Annotated in this window: 12 protein-coding genes; 10 read left to right on the top strand and 2 right to left on the bottom strand. The window is 35.9% G+C overall.

Annotated elements, in window-relative coordinates:
* The first annotated feature begins 17 nt into the window (after positions 1–17).
* The 4 genes from ACF3OC_RS07605 (at position 18) to ACF3OC_RS07590 (ending at position 6,832) form a co-directional block, all read left to right on the top strand.
* Positions 18–344: a DUF6660 family protein gene (locus tag ACF3OC_RS07605; protein WP_141202087.1), complete on the top strand. Its 327-nt coding sequence runs from the start codon at positions 18–20 to the stop codon at positions 342–344.
* 171 nt (positions 345–515) lie between these two features.
* Complete coding sequence (locus ACF3OC_RS07600; RefSeq protein ID WP_392471243.1) at positions 516–4,814, top strand: CusA/CzcA family heavy metal efflux RND transporter; 4,299 nt, start codon at positions 516–518, stop codon at positions 4,812–4,814.
* Positions 4,774–6,135 carry an efflux RND transporter periplasmic adaptor subunit gene (locus ACF3OC_RS07595; RefSeq protein WP_256962562.1) on the top strand — a complete coding sequence of 454 codons (1,362 nt, stop codon included), beginning with the start codon at positions 4,774–4,776 and terminating at the stop codon, positions 6,133–6,135. The genes ACF3OC_RS07600 and ACF3OC_RS07595 overlap by 41 nt, the downstream gene beginning before the upstream one ends.
* 97 nt (positions 6,136–6,232) lie before the next feature.
* Positions 6,233–6,832, top strand: a complete 600-nt coding sequence (locus ACF3OC_RS07590) for a hypothetical protein (RefSeq protein WP_094281462.1) — start codon at positions 6,233–6,235, stop codon at positions 6,830–6,832.
* Position 6,833: 1 nt separating this feature from the next.
* Here the strand turns inward: ACF3OC_RS07590 and ACF3OC_RS07585 are convergent, their stop codons facing one another.
* Positions 6,834–8,309, bottom strand: coding sequence for a glycoside hydrolase family 130 protein (locus tag ACF3OC_RS07585; protein ID WP_094281460.1), 1,476 nt, complete (start codon positions 8,307–8,309; stop codon positions 6,834–6,836).
* Positions 8,310–8,476: 167 nt separating this feature from the next.
* On the opposite strand from ACF3OC_RS07585, the gene ACF3OC_RS07580 reads away from it, so the two are divergent.
* The 5 genes from ACF3OC_RS07580 to ACF3OC_RS07560 all read left to right on the top strand — a co-directional run bounded on the left by ACF3OC_RS07580 (position 8,477) and on the right by ACF3OC_RS07560 (position 12,695).
* Positions 8,477–9,679 (top strand): glycosyltransferase family 4 protein, encoded by a 1,203-nt coding sequence (locus ACF3OC_RS07580; protein WP_094281458.1) that lies wholly within the window; start codon positions 8,477–8,479, stop codon positions 9,677–9,679.
* Between the two features lie 11 nt (positions 9,680–9,690).
* Positions 9,691–10,782, top strand: coding sequence for a hypothetical protein (locus ACF3OC_RS07575; protein ID WP_094281456.1), 1,092 nt, complete (start codon positions 9,691–9,693; stop codon positions 10,780–10,782).
* 108 nt (positions 10,783–10,890) lie between these two features.
* On the top strand, positions 10,891–11,091 hold the full coding sequence (locus ACF3OC_RS07570) for a Rho termination factor N-terminal domain-containing protein (protein WP_094281454.1): 201 nt from the start codon (positions 10,891–10,893) through the stop codon (positions 11,089–11,091).
* A gap of 8 nt (positions 11,092–11,099) precedes the next feature.
* Positions 11,100–12,134 carry a DNA topoisomerase IB gene (locus tag ACF3OC_RS07565; RefSeq protein ID WP_094281452.1) on the top strand — a complete coding sequence of 345 codons (1,035 nt, stop codon included), beginning with the start codon at positions 11,100–11,102 and terminating at the stop codon, positions 12,132–12,134.
* A 105-nt stretch (positions 12,135–12,239) separates the two neighbouring features.
* Positions 12,240–12,695, top strand: a complete 456-nt coding sequence (locus tag ACF3OC_RS07560) for a PA2169 family four-helix-bundle protein (protein ID WP_094281450.1) — start codon at positions 12,240–12,242, stop codon at positions 12,693–12,695.
* A gap of 412 nt (positions 12,696–13,107) precedes the next feature.
* Here ACF3OC_RS07560 and ACF3OC_RS07555 read toward each other — a convergent pair whose 3' ends face one another.
* A complete protein-coding gene (locus ACF3OC_RS07555) occupies positions 13,108–13,794 on the bottom strand; it encodes a DUF421 domain-containing protein (protein ID WP_094281448.1) in 687 nt (228 codons plus the stop codon).
* Positions 13,795–13,882: 88 nt separating this feature from the next.
* On the opposite strand from ACF3OC_RS07555, the gene ACF3OC_RS07550 reads away from it, so the two are divergent.
* The gene (locus tag ACF3OC_RS07550; protein WP_094281446.1) at positions 13,883–14,773 is read left to right on the top strand and encodes an SDR family oxidoreductase; all 891 of its coding nucleotides are present in this window, start codon (positions 13,883–13,885) and stop codon (positions 14,771–14,773) included.
* Positions 14,774–14,852: the final 79 nt, after the last annotated feature.

The raw sequence follows: 14,852 nt of genomic DNA, 5'->3' as shown, positions 1-14,852 counted from the left end.
TTTTTATATTTGTATTAATGAAGTATTTATCTTCCATATTAATGATTTATGTCTTGGTCTTAACCCTAATTCCATGCAGTGATCATATTGGGGAAATACATACACATGACCATAGTAAGATCAGTCATCAAAACCATGAGAAAGAAGATACAGATGGTTCTTCAGATAGCTGTACTCCGTTTTGTACCTGTTCTTGTTGTGGAATTTCATTGACTGCTGCTAGTTTCCATATCTTCCAATTGGAAAAACCGGCGGAAACATTCAATCATACGGAACCTCAAGAAAAGGAATATCCATTGGTAACCAAATACCAAGAAAACATCTGGCAGCCGCCACAAGCTTAATTTTCAGAATTATTTTCATTTATCTTAAACATTCATCTTAGGATAATACTTAATGTAGGTAGAACTAATTCATACCTGCAGAACAATCAATAATTTGTTGAATTTAAAGCTATTCACGTGCTCGATAAGATCATTAAATTTAGTATTAAGAACAAGATAATTATAGGGATAATGACATTGGCATTAATTGTTTGGGGGCTCTGGTCTGCAAGCAAACTGCCGATTGATGCAGTCCCTGATATTACAAATAACCAAGTTCAAATATTTACAAGTACTCCTACCCTTGCCGGTCAGGAGGTTGAGAGATTAGTCACCTTTCCCATAGAACAAAGCATTGCAAATATTCCTGATATTGAAGAAATAAGGTCAATTTCTCGATTTGGACTTTCCGTAATTACGGTGGTTTTCAAGGAGGAGGTCGATATCTATTTTGCGAGACAACTAATCAATGAGAAGTTAAATGAAGTCTCGGAAGATATTCCAAAAAATATCGGGAAGCCAGAAATGTCTCCTGTAAGTACAGGATTGGGAGAAGTCTACCAATATATTATTCACCCTCAGAAGGGAAGCGAGAATAAATATACTTCAATGGACCTCCGTGAAATCCAGGATTGGATTGTAGCGCGGCAACTTTATGGTACCCCTGGAGTTGCAGAGGTCAACAGCTTTGGAGGACAATTGAAACAGTATGAAGTGGCAGTTCATCCAGATCAATTGAGAGCTATGGGCGTAAGTATTCCAGAAATATTCACTGCCCTTGAAGAAAACAATCAAAATACAGGTGGCGCCTATATAGATAAAAAACCTAACGCATACTTTATCAGAGGAATAGGACTTGTAACTTCATTAGAAGATATAGGTAATATTCCTGTGAAAACCAATGGTATAGTACCAATATTCATCAAAGATGTAGCCGATGTGCGATTGGGATCTGCGGTTCGTTATGGGGCATTAACTTATAATGGCGAGGTCGATGCTGTTGGTGGTGTTGTCATGATGCTGAAGGGGGAAAACAGTAATGAGGTAGTCAATCGAATCAAAGAAAAACTCCCTACCATTCAAAAATCATTACCGGATGATATTATCATTGAGCCCTATTTAGATCGGACCGACTTGATTGACCGTGCGATTAGCACGGTAGAAAAGAATCTGGTTGAAGGAGCATTAATCGTGATTTTTGTTCTGGTTCTTTTCCTGGGAAATCTGAGAGCAGGTTTGATTGTTGCATCGGCCATTCCTTTATCCTTACTTTTTGCATTAGGGATGATGAATGTTTTTGGGGTCAGTGCCAATTTGATGAGCTTGGGAGCCATCGATTTTGGGCTTATTGTGGATGGGGCGGTCATTGTTGTTGAAGCGACCCTGCATCATTTAGGACTTCGGAAATCAACACATCGTCTTACCCAGCAAGAAATGGATATTGAGGTTTTTAACTCTGCCTCGAAAATCAGAACCCAAGCAGCTTTTGGGGAGATAATCATCCTGATAGTTTATATTCCAATATTAACCTTGGTTGGCGTAGAAGGGAAAATGTTTGCTCCTATGGCAAAGACCGTAGGTTTTGCCATATTTGGAGCCCTTATTCTTTCCCTTACCTATATCCCGATGATGTGTGCTCTATTCTTGCCGAGAAAAGGTCATGACAAAAAAACCTTCAGTGATAAGTTTATTGAAAAGCTGCACCAATGGTATGCCCCATTATTTGAAAAAGCTATCCGCGTAAAATATGTAATTGTATCCATTGCGGTTGCTATCTTCTTATTTAGCATTTTCCTTTTCAGTCGCATGGGTGGTGAATTTATACCGCAACTCCAAGAGGGTGATTATGCATTTCACTGCATCCTTCCCCCCGGCACCTCCTTAAGTCAGAGTATTGAAACCTCGATGCAAGCCTCCAGAATAATAAAAAAATTTGATGAGGTAAAAATGGTGGTTGGGAAAACGGGGTCTGCGGAGGTACCTACAGACCCTATGCCTCCTGAGGCCACAGATATGATGGTTATTCTAAAACCTCAGAGCGAATGGACTTCAGGTAGGTCTTATGAAGAACTTGGGGATGCCATCATGGAAAAATTGGAGGTTATTCCAGGGGTTTTCTTTGAAAAAAATCAACCGATTCAAATGCGGTTCAATGAATTAATGACTGGGATTCGCCAAGATGTTGCTGTGAAAATATTCGGAGAAAATCTGGATAGCTTAATGAATTATGCCAATAAAGTAAATTCAATTATTCAGACCGTTCAAGGCACTACGGCTCCGCAGGTGGAACAAGTTACTGGCCTTCCGCAAATCAATATTAAGTATGACCGGGTTAGAATGGCGAATTATGGACTCAGCATAGAGGATGTCAATGATATTGTCAGTACAGCTTTTGCTGGAAAAAGCAGCGGAATGGTCTATGAAAATGAAAGAAGATTTGATTTGGTAGTTCGTCTACATGACGAACATAGAAACAATATTGATGATGTCAGTCAATTATTAATTCCCACAAAAAACAATCAACAGATTCCATTATCTCAGGTTGCAAATATTGATTTTACGGTTGGACCCGCACAGATAAGTCGTGAAGAAGGGAAAAGAAGGATTGTAATAGGTTTTAATGTTGCAGGCAGAGATGTTCAATCTGTTGTTGAAGAAATTCAGCAAAAGTTAAGTTCTCAAGTCAAGTTACCTTCGGGCTATTATTTCACCTATGGCGGTCAATTTGAGAATCTTCAAATGGCAAGTGCGAGATTAATGATTGCTGTGCCTATTTCCCTGTTGTTGATTTTTATGCTTTTGTATTTCACTTTCCATTCCTTTAAACAGGCGATTTTGATTTTCACTGCTATCCCTATGAGTGCCATTGGGGGTGTTTTCGCATTACTGATAAGGGATATGCCTTTTAGTATCAGTGCCGGCGTTGGCTTTATAGCTTTATTTGGTGTAGCAGTATTGAACGGGATTGTGTTGATTGGTAAATTCAATCAATTGGAAAAGGAAGGGATTACAGACATTATTGAACGTGTAAAAATAGGGACTGAGATTCGATTAAGGCCAGTATTAATGACGGCGACCGTTGCTTCCTTAGGTTTTTTACCTATGGCAATCAGTACAAGTGCAGGAGCAGAAGTACAAAAACCATTAGCTACCGTGGTAATCGGTGGATTGATAACAGCGACTTTGTTGACCCTATTTGTATTACCCTTATTATATATAATTTTTGGTTCTAAAGGAAAAATGAAAGGTGGAAGTATGAAAACAGCAGTTTCCATAATTGTATTGACTTTGATAAGTTTTTCAACGGTAAATGCTCAGCAAAAAATCGGTATTGACGAAGCAATTCGAATTGCCGTAGAGAACAATAAGGGCATCCTAGTAAATGACTTAGAAATTAAAGCCAGTGAAAGTCTATTGAAGACTAGTGGAGAATTACCAAAGACGGATTTAAATTTTCAATATGGCCAGAATGATGGTTTTGAGCAAAATGATGCGATATCCATTGCCCAAACGATTCCTTTCCCATCCTTATTCAAATCTAAAAAAGCCTTGATTAATGAACAGATAAAAGCAAAACAGGTTGAAAAATCTGCCAACTTGATTCAATTAAGACAGGAAGTTCGGACTTACTTTTATCAAATTGCTTATTTAGAAAACAATGAAAGGGAATTGAAATCATTGGATAGTATTTATAAGGATTTTAATCGAATTGCGGAGGTGCGATATAATGCTGGGGACACTAAGAAAGTGGATATCAACACTGCCCAGGCAAAACAGGGAGAAATCAATCTACTGTTCACTCAAAATGAAATGTTAAAACGGAATGCCTATAACAGCCTCAAAAACGTAATGCAAGTCTCGGAGGATTTTGAGATTGAAACCGAGGATATTTTCGAGCCTATCAAACTTTCGGAAATTATGGATACCTCGAAAATTACAGAACATCCCCAGATTCAAGCGCTATATCAGCAGGCAAAGATTGCTGAGTCTAGTAAAGCTGTTGAAAGGGCATCGGGCTTACCTGATTTTAACATTGGTTATACCAATGCATCCTTAATTGGGATGCATGAACGTAATGGCATAGAGAAGTTCTATGGACGTGGACAAAGGTTCAATTCCTTCGATATTGGGATTGCCATTCCGTTGACTTATGGAAGCACGAAAGCAAAAATCAGGTCTTTGGATTTTGAAAAACAAGCAGCAGAGATGTCCGCAGAATGGGAAAAGCAAAAACTACAAAATGCATATATAAATTTGATGAATCAATATGAACAGAATCTTGCTCAATTTAATTACTTCAAAAATAATGCACTTCCGAACGCCAATGAGATCATCAATGCGGCAAAACTAGGATATTCTGCAGGAGACATCTCCTATGTGGAATACCTGTTTGCCTTACAGACCACCACTGACATCTATTTGAATTACTTGCGTAGTATTCAAAGTATCAATGAGTCAGTTATATCAATTTATTCAATTATCAATCTATAAAAATATGCGCATCCATAATAAAATAAAACACTTCATTTTTTGCCTGCTCCTCATTGGTTTTGTATCTTCTTGTACATCAAAAACAGGAAAAACAGAAGAAGCAGCAGAGCAAGAAGGAGAGCATGGGCATGAACATGGTTCTACGGAGAAAACAACCATTACCTCGCTAACCGAGGAACAAATCAAGGAGGTTGGGATTCAATTTGGCCAAATCGAACAGAAAAATTTAACTGCTAAAATTTCTGCCAATGGGGTTTTAAATGTTCCAAATAATAATAAATCCAGTGTCACTCCATTATATGGCGGGGTCGTACAGACCTTAAATGTACAATTGGGTGATTATGTTCGGAGAGGACAGACCGTAGCGACGATTATTAATCCTCAATTTATCCAATTGCAGGAGGATTATTTGAATGCTAGCAATGAAATACAAGCTGCGGAACAGGAATTACAACGACAGCAAGAGTTGAACGCTGGAAATGCAGGTGTCAAAAGGAATTTGCAAAATGCAGCCAGTAATCTTAATATTTTGAGGACGAAGAAGGCCTCTTCGGCAAAACAGCTTCAAATGCTGGGGATTAATCCAGGTTCCGTTTCTACGAGTTCATTAAGGTCGGCATTGTCCATTTCAAGCCCTATCAATGGGGTGGTATCAAATGTATTTGCAAAACTAGGAAGTTATGTAGATGTCTCCTCTCCCATTGTTGAGATCGTGGATAATAGTATGATACACCTGGATCTTCAGGTATTTGAGAAAGACTTGACAAAATTAAAAATAGGTCAGGAAATAAATTTCACGACGACCAACAATCCTTCCCAAGTGTATTCAGCAAAAGTATCCAGAATTGGTGCTTCCTTTGAAAATGAGAGCAAAACCATCGCTATCCATTGTTTGGTAACAGGAGATAAAACTGGATTAATTGATGGAATGAATACGACAGGCTCAATTAGCATTGATAATGTCAGCAGTCCGGCAGTTCCCGATGAGGCCATTGTGGAGTCCGATGGAAAGACCTACATTTTTGTGGAAACCACAAAAGCTGTGGAGGAAGAACATGAAGGTCATGACCATGGGGCTGAAGAAGAACATAATCATGCTGAGGAGCCACATGTACATAAAGAGGGTGAAACACATGACCATGATCACGGTCATGAGAAGACTATCAATTTTGAGAAAATAGAAGTACTAAAAGGGGTTTCAAACATGGGTTATACAGGGATTACAACAGTTGTTGAAATTCCACAAAACTCAAAAATTGTGGTTAAGAATGCTTTTTTCATCAATGCAAAAATGGTCGGAACGGTGGGGCATAGTCATTAAGTAAATTTATTGAGAAGGGAATTAGAGGAATTTCGAATTCTTCTGTTCCCTTTTCAACTTTTTTTTGTTTTGATTGTTCAACCACAAAGAACGAATTATGAAGAATTTTATTCCTGCACAACATGAAGGAAAGGATATGACTATTTCCGATTCGGTTGAATTCGAAAATGAAATTCAGGCGAAGAATTTTTATTTAGAAGCAAAAAACAGGGTATTGGCAATAAATGATTGGGATGAAATCGGGAAGTTTTCAATTTCTACCTTTGAGCATCTTGATCCCTTTGGCAAACATTCTGAGGAGAAACCTCAAGAAGGTGACTTTGTTAAGATTGATATTCCAGGGCCAGGTTTGTGGAGTAGTTCGGGTTATGACTATGTTCAAATTGAACAAATCGCCGATACCTCCGATAATTCCGAGGAATTATTCACATTGACTTTACGACCAAGTTCTATGCCTATGGGGAATGATGATCATGAGACCAAACATTTCTTTAAAAATATGGCTACTTCCACCCTTCAAATCAAGAGGGATGGAAAAACTGTAGAGGCTTCCTATTATGGTCGGAATGAAGTCATGAACTTGGACCTTAACTCTATCATTGATCGGCTTCGAAATATTTTCGTAGCATTAGGTGCAAAACTAGGTGCATCCTATCCGCAATGGAAGTCCTTGATTGCTGGGATATTGGAGAAGTAACTTACGATTTTCCTTCTTGCAGCAATGTATCCAACAATTCGCTTAAACATACTGTTGCATAGGTAGACTCATGATCGGAATAGGCATATGGTAAAATCAATTGATTGTTATGGATAATTTGTCCGCAGGAGTACAACACATTCGGAACATATCCATTTCTTTCTTCTTCATTTGCAAATAGCAAGGGTTCCTTTAGTTTTCCAATAACCTTTGTTGGATCTTTCAGGTCAAGCAGCATTGCCCCTATTACATACTCTCGCATCGGTCCAACGGAATGGCTAATAACCAGCCATCCTTTTTCGGTCTCTAAGGGGGAACCACAGTTGCCTACCTGAATAAATTCCCAAGGACATTCTGGTTCTGCAACCAGATGGATTTCTTCATGCCAATTCGTGATTGAGTCCGAAAATGACACATAACTATTTTCTCCATCCACACGGCATAACATGACATATTTACCATTTACTTTTCGTGGAAAAAGAGCAGCCCCTTTATTGGCAATCCTTCCATTAATAGGTTGAATTTTAAAATTGATAAAGTCTTTTGTTGAAAGCAGTTTTGGAAGAATAGAATGTCCATCATATGCAGTGTAGGTTGCATAATAAGTAGTAACTCCTTTATCACTTTTATAGGCCACAAAACGTGCATCTTCAATCCCATTCTTTTCAGTATCAGATATCGGAAATATTACCCGTTCAGAAATGGAGGTATCCAAGGAATATGAAATTTCGTAATGCGAAGATGCCAACCAATGAATTTGCTGCATTAATATTTGATTATCATGAGTCAACTCATTCTCTTCTTGTATTTCCTTGACAAATCGCAATAATTCATCATATATAAAAGTGTCTGTAAACTTCTTTTCAAGAATGGACAAGATATTATCATCTACAGAATGTATTTGTTTTAGTTTTTCTAAAAAATCATCTTTTTTGTATCTATAATTTTTGACATGTTTAGGCTTATCCAGTAAAATACCAACTTCGTCTAAAGTAATATTCAACTGATTATCAATAATTCCTGATCGAAACACGATGGAAGAGAGATGCCCCTCGCCTACTGCTCTAAAGCTTAATATTACTCTTTTCTCCCCTTCATGAGTTTGAGATTGATCTGGAGATAAAACGATGGAAGGATTAAAATAAGCTGCTGCTTCAATTGAATATTCCATGGTGAAAAATGATCCTATCAGTAATTTTTCAACATCAGAAAGTTTTTTAATATCAATTTTTAATTCCTTGAACTCTTGTTCTTTCAGCTTAAAATTCCGCTCTAAAACATTTAATACACTTCGATGCCGACGTGCATAATTTCTTAAGATTTGCGTAATTAAAGCGTTTTTACTTTCTTCCGATAATTTCAACACCCTTTCAATTATTCTTTTAGAGCGTTCAGGAGACAGGTTAAATCGGCGAGCAAGTACTCGGTCCAATTTAGGTTTAAACAAAATATTTTTTCGATTTATAGTAATTCCCATAACAAATGATCTTAAGTCACAATAACTTATTAATAACGCTTTAAAGATTGACTTGTTTAATCTTTGTCATTTTAACTTTTAATTCCAGCATTCAAGAACAATTTCGTTTTATGGAATGTTCATAAGTTATTATAGCGTAGTTATAAACAAATTGCAAAAGGATATCTATGAAAATTTTAATTATTGGCACCTATATTCCTAGGAAATGCGGAATTGCGACATTCACACATGATTTATTTAATTCGATTAGCGATTATTCCAATGAAGTCGATGTGATTGCTATTTCGGATGGTACAGAATATAGCTTCCCTTCTGAGGTAAAAAAAGTAATTCAAAGGGACAATAAGTTAGATTATTTAGAAGCTGGAAAATGGGCGAATCAGCAAAACTATTCAATATGCATTGTTCAGCACGAGTTTGGAATTTTTGGTGGAGAGGCTGGGGATTTTATCCTGGATTTTATATTAAGCATTAATTTCCCAATCATTTCCAATCTGCATACTATCCTGCAACATCCCAATCCACAGGAATTTAAGGTGATACAGAAGCTTTGTTCACTCAGTGATAAAATTACAGTCATGACTACTCGAGGAGTACAAATGATGCAATCAGTGTATCAGATTACTCCTAATCATATTTCGTTAATTCCGCATGGAGTACCAAATTTCACCCTAACCAAGGAAGATGCCAAATCCCTATTAGGATTGGAAGATAAAAAAGTGATGCTCTCATTTGGTCTATTAGGACGAAATAAAGGTTATGAAATTGCTATTGAGGCGACTTCTAAGGTTATCCCCGATGATTTCGTTTATATTATTCTGGGCGCAACTCATCCTAATGTTTTAAAAGAGGAAGGTGATTCCTATAAAAATAGTTTAATAGACCTTGCTGGCAAATTAAAGCTTTCGGGAAAGGTATTTTTTATCAATCATTTTGTAAGTGATGAATTGTTACAGCAATATTTAAAAGCCTGCGATATTTATGTGACCCCCTATCCAAATGAAAATCAAATGAGTAGTGGAACATTATCATTTGCATTAGGGGCTGGAGCAGCAGTAATTTCAACACCATATTGGTATGCCAGGGATTTATTAGCCAATAAACGTGGTATTCTCTTTGATTTTAACGATGTGAATGGATTAGCATCGAATATCAATCAGCTCCTCTCGGATCCAGAAAGTATGAAAAACTATCAACTAAGAGCGGAAGATTTCGGGAAAACTATGTCTTGGATGAATGTTGGTAAAATGCATCTGCGTTTAATATCTTCGTTAATCAATTCAAAAAAGAAAATCCAGGTTATTCATAATCAAGATAAAACCTTGAAATTCTTAGCTCCCGGAAAAACTAAAAATTTATTATCATCCTAATTTCAGGTCCATTGGAGGTGTTTCTATTGAAGAATAATAATATAAAAGAACCTTTAGCCGCATTTTTTGCTAAAGTTCCGCTATTGGATTTATCCTATATTGAAATTCTTACCAATCCTACAGGAATCTTTCAGCATGCAAAGTTCAATATACCAGATTACAATCATGGTTACTGTTTAGATGACAATTGCAGAGCTTTATTACTCTTGCTGAAAGGACAAGACAAAGTTGATCCCTCGAAGGCAACAAAATTGATCAGTACCTATTTAGCTTACATTTATTATTCGCAAAATTCGAATGGAACATTTCGGAATTTTATGTCTTATGATCTGAATTTCATTGAAAGTATTGGATCAGATGATAGTATGGGACGAACGTTATGGATTTTGGGATATTTATTATCACGTCCGGAAAGTGCACAGTTCCACAATATTAGTAAGGAAATTTTTGACCGAACGATACCTCATTTAAAATACTGTAAATCAGTGCGAGCCATTTCCTTTTACATTTTAGGACTGCTATTCTTTTTGGAAAAATACCCCGAGAATAAAACGGCTATTCAACAGTTAGAAACTTTTTGTGATTTTTTAATTCAGGAATATAAGGCTTGTAGCACCGAGAATTGGCATTGGTATGAAGAGGTCATTTCTTATGACAATGCTATTATTCCGTTGAGTTTATTAAAAGCTTCTCGATACTTAAAGAATACAGGATTACAGAAAATTGGACTTGAAAGTGCTTATTTTCTAGACAAGATTTTATTTAGGAATGGTCATTTTGCTCCAATTGGGAATCAAAACTGGTATAAAAAGCATGGAGAAATAAGTGCTTATGGGCAACAACCTGTTGAAGTATGTAGTTCAATTTATTTATATCAAGAATTAAGATATCACAACACTTCGATAAATAGTAAGGAAAGAATAAGAGATAGTTTTTTATGGTTCTTGGGTAAGAATGATTTGAATTTATCCTTATTTGATTATGAAAATATGGCCTGTTATGATGGTCTTGAACAATATGGAATAAATAAAAACCAAGGGGCTGAAAGTAATATAGTTTTTTGGTTATCCTATATTGAAGTAAAAGAAGTTTTAGATATCTAATCCTTAAAAAGCTTATTTAGGTATTAATTCTCAAATTCAGGTATTTATCTCCAAACAAATGATTTTATAACTGGTTCAACTAGTATAGAAAGACACAGAGGAGGAAAGATGAAAAAGCAAACACAAGCACCTATTGATAGGCATCCACATAATAAAGACTCATTGGATTCTCGGAAAAGTAATGTTAAAGCCGATGAATTAGAAGAAAGTTCAAAATCAGATTTATTAGCAAAAGCTCGCGCTATCGGTATTACTGGAAGACATCAAATGAGTAAAGGAGAATTAATTGATGCTATCCGGAATCATTAGTTAAAAGTATGGATAAATCCTTTACCCCAATTCCTTCCCCTAACAAGACAGGAATTAAGTATATTGACAGTAATATCGCTGGTTATTCAAGAGCTAAAAAGGGTAAAGGATTTTCCTATCAAGACCAAAATAATCTTAAAATAACCAATTCTAAAATTCTAGCTCGAATACATTCCTTAGTCATTCCTCCCAATTGGCAAGAAGTCTGGATTTGTCCTTTCGCAGAAGGACATATTCAAGCTACTGGAATTGATGACAAAGGAAGGAAACAATATATTTATCACCCTAAATGGGTTGAAAATCGAGATGAGCATAAATTTGAGCTTCTTTCCATTTTTGGAAAAAATCTTGAAAAGCTTAGAAAACAGATAAAAAAAGATTTAAATCGAAAGGATTTAGATTGCCAAAAAGTATCTGCAATTGCCTTAAATATTATGGATTTAACCTCAATGCGGTCAGGTAATGAATATTATCAGAAGCATTATGGTTCTTTTGGACTGACCACTCTACAAAATAAACACCTCAGTCTTGAAAACAACAAAATTTCTTTTAAATACATTGGTAAAAAAGGTGTAATACAGGAGAAAAATATTCAAAAAAAGAAGCTGGCAAAGCTCCTAAAAGAATTATCAGAATTAAAAGGAAAACGCCTATTTCAATACTTGGACGATCAACAAAAGGTTCGCCCACTAGATGCTATTCATCTCAATGAATATTTATTTCAAGTCTTTAAAAAACATATTACCTGTAAAACTTTTAGAACCTGGAATGCTTGTTATTGCTGTATGGAATCATTACTATCAGAAAACAGCCCAACTAATCAGAAAACACGATTGAAGATTATTAAGAATGTGATTAATTCGGCAGCTAATGAACTTGGAAATACAAAAGCTGTAGTAACTAAACATTATATACATCCTCGGATTATTTCAACATACAATGAAGGAGCTTTAGATTCTTGGATAATCAAGAACAGAAACCTTTCTAAGTCCATGAAGAAAAAAACAATTAGCGATAAACTCTTGAAAATAATATCCTCATGACTCTAACAAGTAGTTTCACACAGAATAGAGTACAAATACCTGAAAATTAAAAACTTAGAACTTATCCCCTAGTTAAGGGTTATGAAAATACTAATATGATAAATCATGGAGAACATAGATAAAAAAATAGATATAGTTAATCAGGCTGTTGAGATTAATAATGACCGAATAAAAGGTTATGAGAAAGCTGTTGAAATTGCAGGTGAGTCTAATCTTCGGGAGTTACAGGCATTATTTCGGCAATACATTGATCAGTCAAGACAATTTATTATTGAATTGAGTCCGTATTTGGAGCAGTTTGGCGAGGAGCCAACTGAAGACACCAAATTTAGCGGCAAGATTTTTCGGATATGGATGGATATTAAATCAGCCATGTCACCTTCGATCAACCAGGCAATTTTAGAATGTTGTGAAAAAGGTGAGGACGAGTTTAAGGATACCTATAAAAAGCTCCTTAGCGAAAGTTTGGATGATTATCAGGACTTAATAGATTTATTACAAAATCAGCTGGCCATAGCCATGGAAGCTCATCAACATATTAAAGAATTAAGAGATTTATAGTAGCACTCAAAAAACCCATTTCCATATTGTCAGGCAAAAGAATACCTCAATTCTTTTGCCTATTTTTTTCTATTTATCTACAAATAAATACGGGAATATTAGAGAAAACTACGGGTTTTTATTGTGATTTAAAATAAACACACCATTAAATCAGTATTTTAAAAGAAAGGATATCCAATGGAATCTATAACACTCACTGTCTTTTTGATAGTATTATGCATTTTGGTTTTAGGATTTGCTGTTTATGGAATTCGAACGAAACGAAGAAATAAATCTAATCCGGACTAAGGGCACATAAAAAAGAATCATAATAACATACATTAATACTGTATTCGTTTATTTATTAATACCTTCATTTTTCCAAAACCTTTAAACTCCCCGTTTAAAGGTTTTATGTTTTGAGAAGATTGTATCAACAATATTTATTATTAATGGCTTTAGTCCATTTTTTCTTATGACAAACTGGACATGTAAAATCTATGTTGACATGTTCCAAAACCTTTCCACAATACATGCAAGCATAAGGGCCTTGACTATTAACTGAAGGGACAATTTCTTTGTAATCATCTGGAAAAAGTGGTAAGCCAAATTTCACTTCAGAATTATCATAACGGAGTATGCTCATTGAACCATCTGTTTCCAGTACAGCAATCCTAACCTGGCCTAAATGTTCTATGGAGCTATTTCTTAATTCAGCAAAGAATTCCATTTTTGAAAAGCTGCTGACATTTTCATCAGTAACCGCAAATTCACCATCTCTAACCACCACAAAGGGTTCACCTTCCATGATTCGATTGACAAAGCTAAATTTTGCTGTCAACCAAGTAATTCCTTTGTAAAGTAGAATGACAGTCAGAAATACTAAGATAGCGTGGAAAATAGGAAGATCTTCTTGAAACATCGGATCTCCAGCGGCTGATCCCAGTCCCAAGATAATCGCAACCTCAAATAATGTTAGTTGTCTGACTCCCCTTCTTCCCGAAATTCGAAGGATTATTAAAATTAAAAGGAACATAATTAATGTTCTCAAAATAATCTCTACCAATAGATTAGGACTTGCTCCATCGAATAAAATCTTATATAAACTGTTATCGGCCATTTTAATGAATGCTATTTTATGCAGAACGATTATCCATTGAATTTGTTCTAATACTAGACAAGCAAATAATTGATTAATAAAAAAGCAAATGAAAAAACAGAATTCGCAGAATCCAGAGACAAAATATCCACAACCACCATTCAAGACACAACCTCAATCACCTCCAGGCGAAACAAAATTAATGGACCCCATACCTGATCATGGTGAGCAAACCTATGTTGGCCATGGGTTAATGGAAGGTAAATCAGTAATTATTACTGGAGCAGATTCAGGTATAGGCAGAGCGGTAGCCATTGCAATGGCTAGAGAAGGCGCAAATATTGTAATTGCTTACAAGGATGATATAGAAAATGAAGATGCTTATGACACAGCAGAATGGGTTAAACAAGCCGGTTCTAAAGTCATTCTATTTAAGGGTGATCTCAGTGAGGAATTAAACTGTAAAAATCTGATTGAAAATACCATCACAGAATTTAATAAGATTGATGTATTAATCAACAATGCAGCCTACCAGATGACCTATAAAGATATTGAAGATATTACTGCGGAGGAATGGAATAAAACATTTGAAGTAAACCTGAGTGCGATGTTTTATCTGGTCAAGTTTGCTAAGAAATATATACCTGCAGGCGGCAGTATCATTAATACAACTTCTGTAAATGCTTATGATCCCAACCCCACTCTACTCCCATATGCAGCGAGTAAGGCGGCCATTCAAAATTTTACTTCCAGTTTAGCTCAAATGTTTCTCGAGGAAAATACGGGAATTAGGGTCAATGCTGTTGCACCGGGGCCTATTTGGACGCCATTAATTCCGAGCACAATCCCTGATCATGAGAAATTCGGCAGCAATACCCCAATGGGAAGACCAGGACAACCTGCTGAAATCGCTCCTATTTATGTATTCTTAGCATCTGATGCTGCTTCCTATATTTCTGGTGCTACCATTCCTGCAACAGGTGGTAGAGTAACCATTTAGAAAGGGAAATCATTCTAAAAAAGCGAGCTTTTATACTGCTCCTTGAACTAAATTGCCTAAAAATTGTTATAAAAAATAA

The sequence above is a fragment of the Sphingobacterium cellulitidis genome, from assembly GCF_043187465.1.
GTDB lineage: Bacteria > Bacteroidota > Bacteroidia > Sphingobacteriales > Sphingobacteriaceae > Sphingobacterium > Sphingobacterium cellulitidis.
This window is presented reverse-complemented; position numbering and strand designations above follow the sequence as displayed.